Genomic DNA, 18,515 nt, shown 5'->3' on the forward strand with positions numbered 1-18,515 from the left:
CCAAATAAAAAAAGCTCCAAAATTCAAGTGAATCATGGAGCTTTTTACACTTTATATATACAATTAATCTAAACTTTTAACTAGTTTTTTAATATCATTATTACCTTTCAAATCATTTAATACATTGATTGCCTCTTCCACATAAACATCACGGCTTAGTGCTTTATGCCAACGGTCGCGTTTTTCCTTCAAAACACTATCAGCCTCCATTAAATCAACTTCATAAGGCAATGATTTAAAAGTCAAGTTGGTTTTATAATCGGCTAATTTATCAAATTCCTTGGCCTCTTCTTCATTCTGTTTTAAGTTGGCTTTATAGGTATTGTACTTAAGCGAATACAGTTCTTTATCCCTTAGTTTTTTAACCCATTTGGCATTCTGGTCAATAAGTTTTAATTGATCATTTTTCGCTATACGCGCATAGCTGTTTTCAACTGCCTTTTTAAAGCCTGTATGATTTTCCCAAACGGTATAGTTAGCAGCATCAATTTTATCATAAGCCAACGGATTGTCTTGATTTTTTTCGCCTAAAGCAATATAACTATATCTATCCGGCACAACAATATCACTTTTCACACCTTCTAATTGTGTAGAGCCACCATCAATTCTGTAATACTTCTGAATGGTATATTTTAGAGCACCCAAATCGCCAAGCGTATTGTTTTTTACCAAACGGTTCAAATCAAAAAGCGTTTGCACGGTTCCCTTTCCAAAAGTTTGTTCGCTACCAATTACCAAAGCACGTTTGTAATCTTGCATAGCAGCGGCTAAAATCTCGGAAGCAGATGCCGAATTTTCATTCACCAAAACGACTAACGGTCCATCCCAAGTAACTGATTTATCTTTGTCTCTTAAAACCTCTTTTTGTCCACCTGTAGTTTTAACCTGTACAATTGGACCTTCTTTAATAAACAATCCTGCCATGTCAATTACGGTCTGCAAGGATCCGCCACCATTGTTTCTAAGATCCAAAACCAAACCTTCAATGCCTTCTTTCTTTAGACGTTCTATTTCGAGCTTAACATCGGTAGCCGCATTTCTTTTATTATAATCATTCATATTGACATAAAAACCTGGAAGATTAATAACTCCAAATTTTCTGTCGTTTTTGATCACCGTCGATGATTTGGCGTAAGTTTCTTCCAACTCCACAACATCTCTGGCAATGGACAGATCTTCAATAGTTCCATCTACTTTTTTGATGGTCAGAACAACTTTTGTTCCTTTTGGACCTTTAATCAATTTCACCGCATCGTCCAAGCGCATGCCTACAATACTAACTGCTGGTTCACCATCTTCTTGCTGTACTTTTAAGATTTGATCGCCTGCCTCCAACTTATTTTGTTTCCAAGCGGGACCGCCGCTAATAATTTCAACAATCGTTACAACATCCATCTTTTTCTGAAGTCTGGCTCCAATCCCTTCAAATTTTCCGGACATGGCTACATCAAAACGCTCCTTATCTTCCGGTGCATAATAAAACGTATGCGGATCAAAATCGGCAACAATGGCATTCATATAAACGGCAAACCAATCTTCGCGATTACGCTCATTAATATAAGCATACAGCTCATTTAAAGAATTTAATGTACTGGTGCGGGATTCTGCTTCCAACTCTGACAACGGTTTTTTCTCTTTGGTTTCTTTTGGAATATCGGCAACTCTGGCTGGAGGAACTTCATTACCCAATCCGTCCACATCAATATGGGTCATATCCTCAACTTTTTTCTTTGCAGAAAACGTATTTTCCTGTTGCGAAATCAAATCGTCATAATTGGCTATGGTCGAAAACTTAAGTTGTATTCTCCAACGTTCAAGCATTTCCTTTTTTGAATTGACGTACGGCAATTTTTTATATTCCGTATTGATTTCTTCATCTATAGAGTAATCAAAAGGTTTGGCAAGCACATCTTTATAAATGACCTGGGATTCTTCAATGCGTTGAAGCAATCGCTGATGGGTCAAATTAAAAAACGATAAATCGCGAGCTTTTAACTGATCGTCTATTTTGTCCCTATAGGCTTCAAACTCTTTAATATCAGACGCATAAAAATAACGCTTAAACGGATCGAGCTGATCCAAATAAGCATCAAAAACCCGTGCTGAAAATTCGTCATTCAATTCCTTCGGACTGTAATGGGCTTCTTCAAGCACATAAATAATCGTTTCGATCAATAATCTGTCCTTATCCGGATCTTCAAAAGTTTTGGTCGTAAAGCTACACGACGCAAATGCTAACATCAACGCTAGCAATAAAACCTTGTAATTCCTTTTCATGATATCTTTCATAGTATTTAGTGGCATTTTTTTGAGTCTCAACAAAATGAGGTCCTCAATTATTTTTCACTAAAGTAAAAGAAATAATCATGCCAATAAAACCATTGCCTACTAATTTTTTGTTAAACCAGCTAGAATAGAGATTTAACGTCTATTTTATGTATTTTAGCAGACTTAAATAAGTTTTAAGAATGAACAAAAGACCACTGATTTTAGTGACCAATGATGATGGGATAACTGCGCCCGGATTGAGAACCCTGATTGAGGTCATGAAAACTATTGGCGATGTTGTTGTTGTAGCTCCTGATAGTCCACAAAGTGCCATGGGCCATGCCATTACTGTCAATTCGACACTTTATGTGGAAGAAGTACAGATCGATCCCGACGGATCTATTGAATATAGTTGTTCTGGCACCCCGGCAGATTGTGTGAAACTGGCCGTTAAACAAGTTTTAAAAAGACGCCCAGACCTTTGTGTATCCGGCATTAATCACGGCTCTAATTCATCCATCAATATTATTTACTCGGGCACGATGAGTGCCGCTATTGAAGCTGGCATTGAAGGCATTCCTGCTATTGGATTTTCATTATGCGATTATAAATGGAGCGCCAACTTTGAAGCCTGTAAAGATTTTGTAAAAACAATTACTAAAAATGTGCTTCAACATGGCTTACCCAAAGGTGTCGTCCTAAACGTCAATATCCCAAATTTGCCAAAAAACGATATTAAAGGCATTAAAATATGCCGTCAGGCAAAAGCCAATTGGGAAGAGGAATTTGATAAACGGACCAATCCAAATGGTCGGGATTATTACTGGTTAGCTGGCAAATTTGTAAATCTGGACCAAGGTGACGATACCGATATATGGGCTTTAGAAAACGGCTATGTAGCCGTGGTACCGGCACAATTTGACTTGACCGCACACCACTTTATAGACAACCTTAAAACTTGGAATTTGAATGATTAAAAAAGAATTGTTTATTGGCTTTTTAGTAGGGCTAATAGCCAACAGCATCGGCTTTATTATGGCTACGTTTATTTTCGGAAATGGCGAAAGTATTCCTGTAGTATTTAGACAATCTTTAGCACAAGGGTTTTTCAATAAACTTGTAAGTATTGGCGCGCTACTTAATCTTGTTGCATTTTTCCTATTTATCAAACAAAAACGCGATTATCGTGCACGGGGCGTTATTTTTGCCACCATTGTAGTGACAATCGCCACATATATTTTTACTTACAGATAATGATATGAGGTGACATTCAATCTGCTGTTTAATTAAAACCTCGCAATCCACACCTTATGAAATATTATATCATTGCTGGCGAAGCCTCCGGAGATCTACATGGTGCAAACCTTATGAAGGCATTGCAAAAAGAAGATGTGCACGCAGAATTCAGATTTTGGGGCGGTGATTTAATGCATAAAGTTGCCCCCACACTCGTAAAACATTATCGTGATCTGGCTTTTATGGGTTTTTTGGAAGTGGTCATGAATATAAAAACGATCACAAAAAACCTTTCCTTTTGTAAAACCGATATCGAAACCTTTAAGCCGGATGTTATTATTTTTATTGACTATCCCGGATTTAATTTGCGCATTGCCAAATGGGCGAAAGCAAAAGGCTACAAAACCCATTATTATATTTCGCCACAAATTTGGGCTTGGAAAGAAAACAGAATCCACGCCATTAAACGCGATGTTGACAAAATGTATGTCATTTTGCCTTTCGAAAAATCATTTTATGAAGATAAACATCAGTATCCTGTAGAATTTGTTGGCCATCCTTTAATTGATGCCATCGCAAAACGGGAACAGGTTTATGAAAATGAATTTAGATCCAAAAACGGTCTTTCCGACAAACCGATCATCGCCCTTTTACCAGGAAGCAGAAAACAGGAAATCCAAAAAATGCTCAGTGTCATGCTCAGTATTGTGAAGGATTTTGAAGACTATCAATTTGTTATTGCAGGCGCACCAAGCCAAGATTATGAGTTTTATAGTGGTTTTATCAAAAAAGAAAATGTCTCATTTGTCAATAATATTACTTACGATTTGTTGAGCGTTTCAACTGCTGCTTTAGTGACTTCTGGCACTGCTACATTAGAAACCGCATTGTTTAAAGTGCCCGAAGTGGTGTGCTATAAAGGCAGTTGGGTATCGTATCAGATTGCCAAGCGGATTATTAATTTAAAATATATTTCGTTGGTCAACTTAATTATGGACAAACCAGTTGTTACTGAATTGATTCAGGGCGATTTTAATTCGAAACGCTTAAAACAAGAACTTCACAATATTCTTCAACCAGAAAAACGCCAACAACTTTTTATGGAATATTTTGAATTGGAAAAAATATTGGGCGGAAAAGGCGCAAGTGAAAAAACCGCAAAACTCATTTACAAGGCCATAAACAAGGCGTCTGTAGAATAATATATCAAAAATTGAAACGTTACCCATATTCATGAATCCTAATAAACGTCTTTGTTTTATTGATTTTAGTAATTAAATTTATATTTTTATCAAAAAATAGATTCAATCCTATGAAAAAGATTGCCTTACTCCTGCTTCTGACCATCACTTTTAGCAGCTGTAAATCCTCTATGGAAACGATGACCAGCACATCCAAAACAGCATCCCGATTAGGTTCTAAAAAATCGACCGACAAATTCGCAAACAACAAAATAGAATCCTTAAACTCGGAATTGACCGCAGTAAGCTTAACTCCTACGCATCTTAATATCATTTCAGAAACCCCAAAAATCATCAACACCGCAGCCGACCGAATTGTCGATTATGCATTTGCATTTGATGGTGTAAAATACAAACGAGGTGGCACCACAAAAGATGGCATGGATTGTTCCGGATTGGTTGTAACCACTTTTGACAGTGAAAATATTGCTTTGCCAAGAGTTTCGAGAGATATTGCGCGCACCGGAAGTTCTATCGATCTAAAGCAAGTAACCAAAGGCGATCTCCTATTTTTTGCAACTCGAAAAAACAGCCGAACCATTAGCCATGTTGGTATTGTTACAACAGTTAGAGACGGTTTTGTAGAATTTATTCATGCCAGCACCACCAACGGTGTAATCGTTTCGAGCATGACTGAAAAATACTGGCACTCTGCTTTTATACAAGCACGACGCATTATTTAAATACGAGCGTTATTACAAATGGTTGGCGTTTACGCCACTTAAAACAAATCAATATTTTATAAAATAACTTTACACATGAAAAAGATTGCCCTACTCCTTCTTTTAATGATCACCTTTAGCAATTGTAAATCCTCTAAACGCATTGTAACCACCAAATCAAAAACTGCAAAAATCGATTCGAGGACAAAAAACAATACCACAACCACTTACAATCCACAAGCCGATAAAATTGTAAATCAAGCCTTGAAATATGAAGGCGTGAAATACAAATATGGTGGTACTACAACAAAAGGTATGGATTGCTCCGGATTGATAGTCACTTCTTTTGGAAGCGAGGACATTGCGTTACCAAGATCAACGGGCGACTTATCCACCACAGGCGATTGGGTGGATATAAAACAAGTGGTCAAAGGCGATTTATTGTTTTTTGCAACTCGAAAAAATAGTCGGAAAGTTAATCACGTGGGGATTGTCACGAGTGCCAGAGAGGGTTTTGTAGAGTTTATTCACTCCAGCACAAGTAGTGGCGTCATGGTTTCCAACATGGCCGAGAAATACTGGTATTTTGCCTTCGTCCAAGCACGGCGGGTTTTATAGTTCTTATTTTTAGTAACTTAGATTTATGAAGTTACTAAATTTTGCAATCATCAAAATTACCTTATACCTTATTTTAGGTATTCTTTTTGCGCATTATTTTAAAATTTCTTCAGATTACGTTCTATCAACAACTTTAGTTTTCCTCATCAGTCTTTTTACAATACTTTATGTAGAAAAAAAACACTTGGTGAAATCCATTGCCTTTGGAGTTTTTACGGCTTTAACTTTTATAACTATTGGGATTTTAACGTATCAAACGCACGATCAAAAAAAGTTCAAACATCATTACACACAACATTTTAATCTTTCAAAAGACACCGTCCAATCCCTTAGTTTTCGGATTAGGGAAGTTCTCAAATCGGGCGTTAATCATGATAAATATATCGTTGACATCTTCAAAATCAACACCAAAAATGTGGTTGGCAAAACACTTTTGAACATCAAGAAAGACAGCGTTTCTTCATCGTATAAGGTGGATGACATTCTTATTGCCACAACGCCGCTTCAAGATTTGAATGGACCATTAAATCCCAATGAATTTGATTATAAAGCCTATCTTAAAAGGCAATATGTCTATCATCAGATTTTCACTGAAAACAATCAACTTTTACTGATTCAATCGAATGTACACACGATTTTTGGATATGCTGCCCAATTGCGAAACCGTATCAATTTTCAATTAAAAAGCTATCATTTTAAACCCGATGAATTAGCACTCATCAATGCGTTGTTGTTGGGCCAACGCCAGGATATCAGCGACGACATATACAACAGCTATTCCAAAGCAGGCGTCATTCATATTCTGGCCGTTTCAGGATTGCATGTTGGTATCATTTTATTGCTTTTAAATTCAGTATTCAAACCTTTAGAATATTTAAAGCGTGGCAAAACCATAAAAATCATCTTGATTGTCATTGTTTTATGGGGTTTTGCCATCGTTGCAGGATTGTCTGCTTCGGTGACCAGAGCGGTAACGATGTTCAGTATTGTGGCGATTGGAATGAATTTAAAACGGTCGTCAAATATTTTCAACACCTTGGCCATTTCGATGTTTTTCCTTTTACTTTTCAAACCCTTATTTCTCTTTGATGTGGGTTTCCAAATGAGTTATTTGGCGGTGATTGCCATTGTTGTTTTTCAACCATTCCTAGTAAAATTATGGTCTCCTAAATTTTGGCCTATTAAAAAACTATGGCAAATATTCACGGTTACCATGGCAGCACAATTGGGAGTAATGCCGATTAGTTTATTTTACTTTCATCAATTCCCAGGCTTGTTCTTCGTATCCAATTTGGTTATTATTCCCTTTTTAGGAATTATTTTGGGCATGGGCATTCTGATCATTATTATGGCATTACTAAATATTCTTCCGTTTTGGCTGGCTGATTTATATGGCGGAATGATCAGTTTGATGAACAGTTTTGTACGATGGGTTTCACTTCAAGAGCAATTTGTTTTTACGGATATTCCATTTAGCATACTGCAAGTATTAACGTCATATCTATTATTGATCACTTTGCTTTTCCTAATCAAAAAACAAAATTTCAAAAGATTAAGTATTGCTATGCTCTCTTTATTGGTATTTCAATCCGTCTTAATTTTTGAAAAGATAAAGAACCAGCAAGACGCATTGATTGTATTCCACAAAAGTAGATTTAGTGTAATTGGCATAAAAAACAACACATTTTTAACTGTTGCGCATAACCTGGACAGCACTGCCATTGCCGACGATTATAGCATCATAAACTATAAGATCGGGAATGCCATCACGCAAATAAAGGAAGACAGCTTGGAAAACATCTATCTATTTCAAAATAAAACACTCTTGGTCATTGACAGTTTAGGATTTTACCAAATACCAGAATTTAATCCAGATTATATCTTGTTGAGAAATTCGCCACAAATAAATTTAATGCGTTTATTAGAATACACAAAACCACAACTTATCATTGCAGATGGCAGCAACTACAAAAGATATCTTCAACGCTGGGAAACAACCTGTTTAGAACAAAAAATCCCATTTCACTTAACAAGCAGAGCAGGTGCTTTTGTTTTAAAGGAAGAATGATGTTGAATAATCTTTCTAAAGGTTATGGAGATTAAATTAAACTATTATTAATCCAGCCTAAACATATAAAGGTAAGAACTTCCTATCCCTTAAACTCAGGTTTAAAAGCTTTATAATAGGTATTGAAATCCTCTTGTGTTTTCATGCTTTTATGCGTATCCTTTAAAAACATCTTAAGATACAATTCCAATTGTTGTGGCTGTTGATAGCCGCGTAAAGGAAAAATAACATCGGTATTTTCATCAAAAAAAACAATCGTTGGATAGGCACTAACCTGAAGTGCAAGGGTGAGATCGTGCACCGAGTTTCTACGGTTTACCAGTTCTGGTTTAAAACCTTTATTGGCATATTGCTTACCTTTATACTTGATGTTTTCATTGCCTTCGGCATCAAACTTCACCGCGTAATAATGTTCATTAACGTATTTAACAACATCAGGATTTTGAAACGTATTTTTATCTAACATTTTACATGGACCGCACCAATTTGTATAAACATCCATCATAATTTTTTTAGGTTTCTTTTTTTGGAGCGCAATGGCTTCTTCAAAAGTGAGCCAATTTATATGCTGGGCGGTACTGGTAAAAGACATCGATAATGTCACAATTATTATAAATGCTAAATTTTTCATCCTTTCAATTTTTTACAAATCTAAGTTTAAACTACAAAAAATGCTCCAAAAGTAGAGCATTTCACGTTTATTTAACTAATTAGAAATTACCTAACGCCATGCATCAATTTTTTCAACATCGGATTAAGGACAATGGCAATAAGTCCAACAGCAATAGGAACTAAAGTAAAAATCAAAAAGAAAGTTCCCAAAGAATATTCCGCCGAAATTTTATCAATCATACCGCCCATGGTATTGGCCATTTTTTGCCCTACGGCAATCGCCAAATACCAAACGCCGAACATAAAACCGATCATTCGTGCCGGTACCAATTTACTCAAATATGATAAACCTAATGGCGACAAACACAGTTCGCCCATAGTGTGGAACAAATATGCTAAAATCAAAAATATCATACTTACCGATGCCGTTTTTGCACCTGAAGGAATATCGGACGCACCATATGCCAAGATTCCAAATCCGAGACCTAGTAAAATTAATCCGATGGCATATTTCATAGCGGCACTTGGATTGTATTTACTTTCCCACCATCTCGAAAAAATAGGGGCCAACGTAATGATAAAGAACGAATTTAAAATCCCGAACCAAGTGGCATCCACCTTCAATTCATCAGAACCTGCTTTGTCATAAATACGGTAAATCACTAATGCCCAAAGTCCTAAAAAAGCAATGGCCAAAATAATATTGGACGATCCAATTTTTGTAAACGTCTTTTTGAAAATCAAAACAATTACATAAGTAATGATTATCAACGGAATAGTGGTTAATAGTGCATCTATGATCTTAAAAATAGTTGCCGTATTTCCAACCAAATCCCGATTGGTATAATCGCTGGCAAACAAAGTCATTGATCCTAACGACTGCTCAAAAAAGGCAAAAAAGAACACTGTAAATAACGCAAAAATAGAAACGGCTACTAAGCGGTCCCTAACAATCGGAATATAGCGTGAAATACGCATGATCAACAATGCCAAAAACAAAACCAAAGCGGTAACTACCACAAAATTAGAACCAGTCATTCCTGCAAACTCAAAAGGCAACATTGAAGTTCCTCCAATAGTTTCCAAAGGATCATTAAACAAATAAATAAGTCCGCCCACTGATGATAATGCAATAAGAATCTTGTCGAGTGTTGTAAATGGATTCAATTTTGAAGCGACTTCCGTTTCTTCTTTAAGCACTTTTGGATTGGTAATATCTTCTCCATGATGTAAAATCACATCAATATCTTTAGAAGGTGCTGCACCAATTTTACCAAATATTTTGTGTGCCAATAAAAATTGAAGCATTCCTAAAAGCATAAAAATACCGGCAAGACCAAAACCGTAAGCCCATCCATAATTTTCAGCCAAATAGCCACATAGCATCATCCCAAAAAAAGCTCCTGCATTAACACCCATATAGAAAATTGTGTAAGCACCGTCTTTTTTGGATTCTCTGGTTTTATACATTTCCGAAATGATCGAGGTAATATTAGGTTTAAAAAAACCAGTTCCCAATACCAATAACGCCAAACCTGCATAGAAAGAAACAGTAGTTTCTAGTGCCATTGCGGCATGGCCAAGTGTCATAATAATACAGCCAATTACCACAGCCATACGATAGCCTGTCCATTTATCGGCAATCCATCCACCAATAATTGGTGTTAAATATAAAAGCGATGCATAGGTACCAATTAATGAAAGTGCATGTTCACGTGGCCAATCCCATCCTGGATTATCGCTAACTAAAGGTGCTGTCAAAAATAAAATAAGGAGAATACGCATGCCATAAAAAGAAAAACGCTCCCACATTTCGGTAAAAAACAAGATAAATAATCCTACTGGATGTCCAAGAACGGTATCTTTAAATAGATTTTCAATATCAGTATTCATTGTAATCGGTTTAAGTTTTAATATTATTAGGGGTTTATAAAATTCAGAATCAAAATCAGAACATGCTATTTAATTCCGTGCATGAGTTTTTTAATGAAGGGCGTCACAAAAATAAGGACTAAACCACAGGCAATACCTGCATAAAATAAATATTCATAAAGATTGATATAGCCTGCTTTTGCCAAAATAAAATTCCCTTGATCCAAATGATCAACACTCGCCATATCTGCAATTTTTGCCGCTATAAACTCCGAACTTGCGGTTGCCAAAAACCAAACACCCATCATAAAACCAACAATTTTTGCCGGTGACAGTTTTGTTACTACAGATAATCCGATAGGCGATAATGACAATTCGCCACAAGTGTGCAACAGATACGCAAGAGCCAGCCAGTAATAGGCAACTTTTCCGGCTTCGCCCGATAATTTGCCGCCTAAAACCAAAGCACCAAATCCGAGGCCTACGAGGATTAATGCATAAGCAAATTTATATGACGTGCTAGGATTCAACTTTTTCTTATCCAACCAAACCCAAAGTCGCGCAAAAGGAATGGCAAGCGTAATGATGAAAAATGCGTTGAGTCCCAAAAACCATCCCGGTTTTAGTTCATATCCAAAAACATTAAGATCAATTATACGTTCTGCAAAAAGATTGAGAGACATGTAAGCTTGTTCATAAAGTGCCCAGAACACAATGGTAAATAAAATTAAAATAGTCAGAGCCAACAAGCGTTCCCGAGCTACTTTATCCAGAAATTTTATTGCATAATAAATAATATAGCTCAATGATGCTGCACCGGCAACCATCAAAATGGTCTGGACCACAGAATGGCTTTGCACCATCTGCCAAACCACAAAAGCTCCTAGAATAGAAAGAATGTAAATCCAATGCTCAACTTTTATTCCGTATTTCTTGGCGTTAATTATATCAGGGTTTATCGATTCTCCTTTGCCCTCCAAATAAGGCTTTCCAAATATAAAAACAAGTAGTCCCAAAACCATTCCGATACCAGCGGCTCCAAAACCATAACCCCAACCAAATTCTTCACCTAAATAAACACAAATAATAGTTGCCAAAAGCGCACCCACATTGATGCCCATATAAAATATGGTAAATCCGGAATCTCGTCGTGGATCGTTTTCATGGTAGAGTTCACCAACAATTGAAGAAATGTTTGATTTTAAAAACCCTACACCCATCACAATTAAAGCCAACGAAAAATAAAAAACTTGCAACGCCATGCTATCTCTTGTCACGACGCCATCAACCATAGTGGCCTGATGACCTTCGTAAGCCATTCCCAAATGGCCAAGCACTAATAGAACCGCTCCAAACACAATCGCTTTGCGAAAACCTAAATAATTGTCGGCAATATATCCGCCTAAAACAGGCATGGCATAAACGAGTGCGGCGTAACTTCCTAAAAGAAGATAACCGTCACTATCGGTAAACAAATGGTAACGTGTCAGGTAAAAAAGCAATAAGGCTTTCATCCCATAAAATGAAAAACGCTCCCACATTTCGGTAATAAAAAGCACATATAACCCAGCCGGATGGCCAAATAGTTGTTTGTGCTTTATAGGAGCGTTATTCATAATTATTAATGTAATAGTTTTAAAAACTATAAATATGGCATTTAATTAATACCGTGCATCATTTTCTTTAGTTTTGGATTAAACACCAATAACAATACAGCAGCAAAAATTGGTATTGCAGCAATGATCAAGAAAAATGTTGACATGGAATACATGGTTGATATCTTGTCGATATAAGATCCTGTCATTCCCGCAATAAAATTGGCAATTGCCGAAGCCGTGAACCAGAGTCCGAATAATAATCCAGCCAATCGTTTAGGGGATAATTTAGACACGTAAGACAACCCTACTGGAGACAAACACAATTCGCCCATAGTATGGAAAAAATAAGCACCCACTAACCACAGCATACTCACAGATGCCGTGGCAGCACCTTGCGGAATACTACTTGCTCCCAACGACAAAACAACAAACCCAACACCAACCAAGGTTAATCCCATGGCAAATTTAACCGGCCCTGAAGGATTCCATACTTTCTCCCATAGCTTACTGAATGATGACGCTAGGGTAATTATGAAAAAAGAGTTTAAAATTTGAAACCATGAAACAGTTACCTCAGTTTGCTCAAGGCTAAATTCTTTATAGACTTTCCAGCCACCCAAAACCCAAATAATCGCAAAAGAAATACCTGTGAAAATAATGGTCGATGGATAGTTTTTATAAATTTTCTTGCCCAAACCAAAAAGTACCCACGTCACAATCAGGATTGGAAAAATGGTCAAAATAGCGTCTATCCATTTAAAGATGGTTCCGGTACTACCTTCGAGCACTCGTTGTGTATAGTTTTTTGCAAAAACAGTCATCGACCCACCGGCTTGCTCAAAAGCAAAGAAGAAAAATATACTGGCCACCATTAATACACCTACCACTATCAATCGATCTCTTACAATATGTGCAGCGGTTTCTTTTTCTTGCACATCCTCCTCTATCTTTTGATTGTCAACCGCGTCAGCCTTAACCGGCTCCTCACCTATGATTCCAAATATTTTTTGTCCAAAATAAAACTGTAACATACCAAACAGCATAAATACTCCGGCTAAACCAAAGCCCCAATGCCAACCTACTTTTTCGCCAATATATCCACATAACAACATTCCTAAAAACGCACCGGCGTTAATACCCATATAGAAAATGGTGTAACCGGCATCCTTTTTTGAACTCGAATCTGGATATAAGTTACCAACCATTGACGAGATATTTGGCTTGAACAATCCATTTCCTAAAATCATAAATGCCAATCCCGCATAAAAGAAATACGGACTAAATACTTCCAAAGCCATGGATGCATGCCCTAAAGTCATGATGAGCGCTCCTAATAAAATAGCTTTTCTAAATCCTGTGAATTTATCGGCAATCATCCCACCAATAAGTGGTGTCAAATAAACCAAACCTGTATACCAAGCATATAGTTGCATGGCCTCAGCATTGGTCCATTCCCATCCGCCTTTACCTATTTCTGTAATTAAAAATACAGTTAATAAAGCACGCATTCCGTAGTAACTAAAACGTTCCCACATTTCGGTAAAAAACAACACAAACAATCCTGCTGGATGCCCCATTACCATTTTATCGTCAATTCCTTGTTTACTGAGATGCTCGATTAACGCTGTATCTTTTTCCTGGCTCATAAATTCTCTTTTTTATAGATTTTCTTTAATATAGTTAGTCATTTTGGTGTATAAATGTAATCTGGTATTGCCACCATAAATACCGTGATTTTTGTCAGGATAAATCATCCATTCAAATTGCTTATTGGCTTGAATCAATGCTTCTACCATTTGCATTGTGTTTTGTACATGCACATTGTCATCTGCCGATCCATGAATCAACAGAAAATTACCTTTCAATTTATCAACATGAAAAATAGGAGAGTTCTCATCATATCCAGATGGATTCTCTTGTGGCGTGGTCATATAACGTTCGGTATAAATGCTGTCGTAATACCTCCAACTCGTCACCGGTGCTACAGCAATCGCCATTTTAAAAACGTCATTACCTTTAAACAATGCGTTACTACTCATAAATCCACCATAGCTCCAACCCCAAATCCCGATACGAGAAGAGTCAACAAAATCCATTTCACCCAATTGTTTGGCCGCTTGGATTTGATCTTCAACTTCATACTTTCCCAATTCGTTTTGCGTAACTTTTTTGAATGTTGCACCTTTAAATCCGGTACCACGTCCATCAATAGAAACTACGATATAGCCTTGTTGTGCCAAGTAATAATACCAATAATCATTGGCCGAATTCCAAGTATTTGCAACAGTCTGGGATCCTGGCCCGGAATATTGGTACATCAAAACAGGATATTGTTTTGTGGAATCAAAATCGGCAGGTTTGATCATCCACATGTTCAAATCATTACCGTTGACTGCGATCGTGCTAAATTCTTTTGTTGGAAGATGGTAAGCTTTCAAGCTGTTTTGCAATGCCGAATTATCTTTAATGACTTTAACCAACTTACCATCCTTTGACGTATGCAATGTATATTCTGGGGCCGTTGTAGCACTTGAAAACGTATTGATAAAATAAGTAAAATCCGCACTAAAATCGGCCGAGTTGGTGCCTTCTTTCTGGGTCAAACGCTTTTTGTTTTTACCATCAATTTTAATAGCATAGACATCTCTATTAATTGATCCGTTTTCAACAGATTGATAAAATACGGTGCGATTTTTTTCATCAAAACCATAATAGTTGGTCACTTCCCAAGCACCTTTGGTCACTTGGTTAATTAATTTACCGTCTTTTGAATAATGATAAATATGATTATAACCGTCCATTTCCGAAGTCCAGATAAAGCTATTATCCTTTAAAAATGTCAAATTATCCGTCACATCAATATAAGCTTTGTCCTTTTCTGCCAAGACCAAGTTTGAACTCATATCACTGGCATTAATCATCCAGAGATCAAGCTCATTTTGATGTCTGTTTGTAAATTGTGCACTCAGAATATTGGCATCATTGGTCCATTTGATTCTTGGAATATAAAAATCGGTATATGATTTAGAAACTTTCACATCATTCACCTTTTTTGAAACGATGTCATAGATATGTAAGGACACCAATGAATTGGCTTCACCGGCTTTTGGGTATTTAAAAACGGCTTGTTCCGGATATAAACCGTTGCCATAAACATCCATGGAAAACTCCGGGACTTTAGTTTCATCAAAACGGATAAATGCGATATGTGTTCCGTCAGCATTCCATTCAAAAGCACGAACAAAAGCAAATTCCTCTTCATAAACCCAATCGGTAATACCGTTGATGATTTTATTTTTTTCGCCATCAAAAGTAATTTGTGTGGTTTGGTTAGTCTCAAAATCCTTTACATATAGATTATTGTTAAGACCAAAAGCCACTTTTTTTCCATCGGGAGATAACGTCGGTTCTTGTATTTTTTCGTTCGAAATTTTAACTAAGGATTTATTTTTGGTATCATAAACATAAAAAACACCTAGTGTTGAATGACGAAAAATTGGTTCTACATCCGTTGCTAAAACAATTTTACTTTCGTCTTTGCTAAACGTGTAATCCGAAAAATAAGTAATCCCGTCCAAGTCCGAAGATTTTACTAAAGTATTAACTTTTGACAAGGTTTTATAATCATAAACATCTATCGATGTAGCCCCCTGTCCATAATTTAAAACGGAGTATTCTTTTCCGTTATTCATGGAATGTAGTGATTGCATTCCTTCGGTTCTAAAAGTGCCATTCCAGATGGCGTTTAGTGTAATTCCCTTATTTTGAGCGAAATTTGGTGTGATTACCAATAAACAAGCTAGCAAGAAAATTTTCAAATGCTTCATTAAGGTTTTATTTTTTTAAAATGCTGTCAAGTTTACTAAAAATTATGCAAAAACACTAAACTTTAATGGTTAAAACGCAAAGCTAATATTTGTATCGGGTTATTTAAACCAAGTATAGTATCTTTGTTTTTATAAATTACAGCTCATGATCAAACCCGTTAAAGGCTTCTCGAAACTTTCAAAATCGGACAAAATCGAATGGATAACCACCAATTATTTTAGTGATCCGAAAACCGCAAAACGATTAATAAAACAATATTGGAATTCTGATTCAAAACTGCAGCAACTCCATGATGAGTTTATTGAGAACACCATCAGCAACTACTATTTGCCGTTTGGTGTCGCCCCCAATTTCTTAATCAATGGAAAATCATACACCATCCCTATGGCTATTGAGGAAAGCTCTGTGGTTGCCGCAGCGAGTAAAGCTGCCAAATTTTGGATGGATCGCGGCGGGTTTAAAACAAAAGTCATAGCAACCACAAAAATTGGACAAGTCCATTTTATGTACAGTGGCAGTTTTTCCAAACTCAAGGCGTTTTTTAAAAGTGTGAAACCAAAACTTCTTGAAAACACCAAACACATGACCCACAACATGGAAAAACGTGGCGGAGGTATTTTGGATATTGAACTCATTGACAAAACAGAAGATTTAAAAGATTACTACCAACTGCACGCCACCTTTGAAACCTTGGATGCCATGGGCGCCAATTTTATCAATTCGTGTTTGGAACAGTTTGCAAAAACCTTTAAGTCGGAAGCGCTTATTTTTGAACAATTTTCAGAAACAGAAAGCCACATCCAAATCGTAATGAGCATTTTATCCAATTATGTCCCAAATTGTTTGGTAAGAGCAGAAGTGTCTTGTTTAATCAGTGATTTGGATGAAACACCAACTTTATCTAAACTCGAATTTGCGCAAAAATTTATACGCGCGGTCAATATTGCTGAAGTAGAGCCTTATAGAGCCGTAACGCATAATAAAGGAATTATGAATGGTATTGATGCCGTTGTACTTGCCACAGGAAATGACTTTAGGGCCATTGAAGCTGGTGCCCATGCCTATGCTTCCAGAAATGGAAAATATAGCAGTCTGTCACATGCAGAAATTGATGGGGATACCTTTAAATTTTGGATGGAAATTCCGTTGGCACTTGGAACTGTAGGTGGATTGACCAATTTGCACCCGCTGGTAAAAATAGCCTTAGAAATGTTGGGACAACCCAATGCCAAAGAATTAATGCAGATTGTAGCCGCCGCTGGATTGGCCCAAAATTTTGCAGCTTTACGCTCTTTAACAACAACAGGAATTCAAGAGGGTCACATGAAAATGCACTTAATGAATATCCTAAATCAATTTAATGCCACAAAAGAAGAGAAGACAAAAATGGTTGCCTATTTTAAAAACAACCCGGTTTCACATAGCTCAGTTGAAGATGCTTTGATTTCCATTAGACTTATGGCTAACGAATAATAATATTCTAGACCCATTATAGAATTCAGCGTACTCAAAAAACAATCTAACAAACCGATAAAACAACGATGCCTCAAACATTTTATAGCAACGGAAAATTATTGATTACTGGAGAATATCTTGTACTAGACGGCGCAAAGGCATTAGCAATTCCTACAAAATATGGCCAATCATTATGTATAGAACCAAATGATAAACAAGTTTTAAAATGGAAGAGTTTTGATGCTGATGGGAATTTGTGGTTTGAAGGAAAGTTTTCAATAAATGACACGTTTAAACAATTATCTGCAACCGACATTTCAATTGCTGAACGACTGACGGATATCTTAAAAGCCACCAAAAAACAAAAAGCGTCTTTTATAAGTCAAAAAACTGGCGTCACGATAAAAACACATTTAGATTTTCCAAGAAATTGGGGTTTAGGCACTTCTTCCACATTAATCAATAATATAGCACAATGGACTAATATTGATCCTTATAGATTATTGGAAAACACTTTTGGTGGCAGCGGTTATGATATTGCCTGTGCCAAACACAATCTGCCAATAACCTATCAACTCCAAGAAAACGGCAGAACTATTATTGAACAGCCGTTTGGTCCAAAATTTAAAGAGCAACTCTATTTTGTATTTCTGAACAAAAAACAAAACAGCCGCGAAGGAATCGCTGCTTATAAAAAAAACAGAGGAAATTTAAACCAGGCTATTTCTGAAATCGATGCTATAACCGATAACCTGATAAACTGCACCGAACTAAAGGAGTTTCAGCTTTTGATGGAAACCCATGAAACTATTATTGCTGAAATTATTAAACAGCCACCCGTTAAAAATCTGCTTTTCAAGGATTTTAATGGCAGCATTAAAAGTCTTGGAGCTTGGGGCGGCGATTTTATATTGGTCGCATGTCAAGAAAACCCAGAGAGTTACTTTAAAAGCAAAGGCTTTAATACCATTATCCCCTATCATAAAATGACATTATAAAAAAAGAGAACTTAAAATAAAGTCCTCTTTTTTATTATAAAATTATCTTTTAGAATTTC

The 18,515-nt window shown here is 36.5% G+C and carries 14 protein-coding genes; 8 read left to right on the forward strand and 6 right to left on the reverse strand.

What is annotated here, in order from left to right; translation table 11 throughout:
- Positions 1-63 precede the first annotated feature (63 nt).
- Positions 64-2,277, reverse strand: coding sequence for a carboxy terminal-processing peptidase (locus VNJ50_RS06285; RefSeq protein ID WP_325580140.1), 2,214 nt, complete (start codon positions 2,275-2,277; stop codon positions 64-66).
- Positions 2,278-2,468: 191 nt separating this feature from the next.
- On the opposite strand from VNJ50_RS06285, the gene surE reads away from it, so the two are divergent.
- The 6 genes from surE (at position 2,469) to VNJ50_RS06315 (ending at position 8,093) form a co-directional block, all read left to right on the forward strand.
- A complete protein-coding gene (gene surE, locus VNJ50_RS06290) occupies positions 2,469-3,245 on the forward strand; it encodes a 5'/3'-nucleotidase SurE (protein ID WP_325580085.1) in 777 nt (258 codons plus the stop codon).
- Positions 3,238-3,522 carry a hypothetical protein gene (locus VNJ50_RS06295; protein ID WP_325580087.1) on the forward strand — a complete coding sequence of 95 codons (285 nt, stop codon included), beginning with the start codon at positions 3,238-3,240 and terminating at the stop codon, positions 3,520-3,522. Before surE ends, VNJ50_RS06295 begins: the two co-directional genes overlap by 8 nt.
- Before the next feature lie 56 nt (positions 3,523-3,578).
- Positions 3,579-4,706, forward strand: coding sequence for a lipid-A-disaccharide synthase (lpxB, locus tag VNJ50_RS06300; protein ID WP_325580089.1), 1,128 nt, complete (start codon positions 3,579-3,581; stop codon positions 4,704-4,706).
- Between the two features lie 110 nt (positions 4,707-4,816).
- Positions 4,817-5,428: a C40 family peptidase gene (locus VNJ50_RS06305; RefSeq protein ID WP_325580091.1), complete on the forward strand. Its 612-nt coding sequence runs from the start codon at positions 4,817-4,819 to the stop codon at positions 5,426-5,428.
- Between the two features lie 75 nt (positions 5,429-5,503).
- The gene (locus VNJ50_RS06310) at positions 5,504-6,025 is read left to right on the forward strand and encodes a C40 family peptidase (protein ID WP_325580093.1); all 522 of its coding nucleotides are present in this window, start codon (positions 5,504-5,506) and stop codon (positions 6,023-6,025) included.
- A 25-nt stretch (positions 6,026-6,050) separates the two neighbouring features.
- Positions 6,051-8,093, forward strand: a complete 2,043-nt coding sequence (locus VNJ50_RS06315) for a ComEC/Rec2 family competence protein (protein WP_325580095.1) — start codon at positions 6,051-6,053, stop codon at positions 8,091-8,093.
- An 82-nt stretch (positions 8,094-8,175) separates the two neighbouring features.
- On the opposite strand, the gene VNJ50_RS06320 is transcribed toward VNJ50_RS06315, so the two are convergent.
- The 5 genes from VNJ50_RS06320 to VNJ50_RS06340 all read right to left on the reverse strand — a co-directional run bounded on the left by VNJ50_RS06320 (position 8,176) and on the right by VNJ50_RS06340 (position 16,002).
- Entirely contained in the window at positions 8,176-8,724 is a 549-nt protein-coding gene (locus VNJ50_RS06320; protein ID WP_325580097.1) for a thioredoxin family protein, read from the reverse strand.
- Positions 8,725-8,810: 86 nt separating this feature from the next.
- Positions 8,811-10,598 (reverse strand): peptide MFS transporter, encoded by a 1,788-nt coding sequence (locus tag VNJ50_RS06325; protein ID WP_325580099.1) that lies wholly within the window; start codon positions 10,596-10,598, stop codon positions 8,811-8,813.
- A gap of 65 nt (positions 10,599-10,663) precedes the next feature.
- Complete coding sequence (locus VNJ50_RS06330; RefSeq protein WP_325580101.1) at positions 10,664-12,193, reverse strand: peptide MFS transporter; 1,530 nt, start codon at positions 12,191-12,193, stop codon at positions 10,664-10,666.
- A gap of 41 nt (positions 12,194-12,234) precedes the next feature.
- Positions 12,235-13,821, reverse strand: a complete 1,587-nt coding sequence (locus tag VNJ50_RS06335) for a peptide MFS transporter (protein WP_325580103.1) — start codon at positions 13,819-13,821, stop codon at positions 12,235-12,237.
- Positions 13,822-13,833: 12 nt separating this feature from the next.
- Positions 13,834-16,002, reverse strand: a complete 2,169-nt coding sequence (locus VNJ50_RS06340; protein WP_325580105.1) for a S9 family peptidase — start codon at positions 16,000-16,002, stop codon at positions 13,834-13,836.
- Positions 16,003-16,147: 145 nt separating this feature from the next.
- On the opposite strand from VNJ50_RS06340, the gene VNJ50_RS06345 reads away from it, so the two are divergent.
- Both VNJ50_RS06345 and VNJ50_RS06350 read left to right on the forward strand, forming a co-directional pair.
- Entirely contained in the window at positions 16,148-17,476 is a 1,329-nt protein-coding gene (locus VNJ50_RS06345) for a hydroxymethylglutaryl-CoA reductase, degradative (RefSeq protein ID WP_325580107.1), read from the forward strand.
- A gap of 68 nt (positions 17,477-17,544) precedes the next feature.
- Positions 17,545-18,456 carry a GYDIA family GHMP kinase gene (locus VNJ50_RS06350; protein WP_325580109.1) on the forward strand — a complete coding sequence of 304 codons (912 nt, stop codon included), beginning with the start codon at positions 17,545-17,547 and terminating at the stop codon, positions 18,454-18,456.
- Positions 18,457-18,515 lie beyond the last annotated feature (59 nt).

The sequence above is a fragment of the Gelidibacter sp. genome (assembly GCF_035577925.1).
Lineage (GTDB): Bacteria > Bacteroidota > Bacteroidia > Flavobacteriales > Flavobacteriaceae > Gelidibacter.

What these genes read in the sequence shown, in the direction of transcription:
- VNJ50_RS06340 (WP_325580105.1), bottom strand. Translation starts at nt 16,002, where the DNA reads ATGAAGCATTTGAAAATTTTCTTGCTAGCTTGTTTATTGGTAATCACA.
- VNJ50_RS06305 (WP_325580091.1), top strand. Translation starts at nt 4,817, where the DNA reads ATGAAAAAGATTGCCTTACTCCTGCTTCTGACCATCACTTTTAGCAGC.
- VNJ50_RS06335 (WP_325580103.1), bottom strand. Translation starts at nt 13,821, where the DNA reads ATGAGCCAGGAAAAAGATACAGCGTTAATCGAGCATCTCAGTAAACAA.
- VNJ50_RS06310 (WP_325580093.1), top strand. Translation starts at nt 5,504, where the DNA reads ATGAAAAAGATTGCCCTACTCCTTCTTTTAATGATCACCTTTAGCAAT.
- VNJ50_RS06325 (WP_325580099.1), bottom strand. Translation starts at nt 10,598, where the DNA reads ATGAATACTGATATTGAAAATCTATTTAAAGATACCGTTCTTGGACAT.
- VNJ50_RS06285 (WP_325580140.1), bottom strand. Translation starts at nt 2,277, where the DNA reads ATGAAAAGGAATTACAAGGTTTTATTGCTAGCGTTGATGTTAGCATTT.
- VNJ50_RS06350 (WP_325580109.1), top strand. Translation starts at nt 17,545, where the DNA reads ATGCCTCAAACATTTTATAGCAACGGAAAATTATTGATTACTGGAGAA.
- VNJ50_RS06295 (WP_325580087.1), top strand. Translation starts at nt 3,238, where the DNA reads ATGATTAAAAAAGAATTGTTTATTGGCTTTTTAGTAGGGCTAATAGCC.
- VNJ50_RS06320 (WP_325580097.1), bottom strand. Translation starts at nt 8,724, where the DNA reads ATGAAAAATTTAGCATTTATAATAATTGTGACATTATCGATGTCTTTT.
- VNJ50_RS06315 (WP_325580095.1), top strand. Translation starts at nt 6,051, where the DNA reads ATGAAGTTACTAAATTTTGCAATCATCAAAATTACCTTATACCTTATT.
- VNJ50_RS06345 (WP_325580107.1), top strand. Translation starts at nt 16,148, where the DNA reads ATGATCAAACCCGTTAAAGGCTTCTCGAAACTTTCAAAATCGGACAAA.
- VNJ50_RS06330 (WP_325580101.1), bottom strand. Translation starts at nt 12,193, where the DNA reads ATGAATAACGCTCCTATAAAGCACAAACAACTATTTGGCCATCCGGCT.
- surE (WP_325580085.1), top strand. Translation starts at nt 2,469, where the DNA reads ATGAACAAAAGACCACTGATTTTAGTGACCAATGATGATGGGATAACT.
- lpxB (WP_325580089.1), top strand. Translation starts at nt 3,579, where the DNA reads ATGAAATATTATATCATTGCTGGCGAAGCCTCCGGAGATCTACATGGT.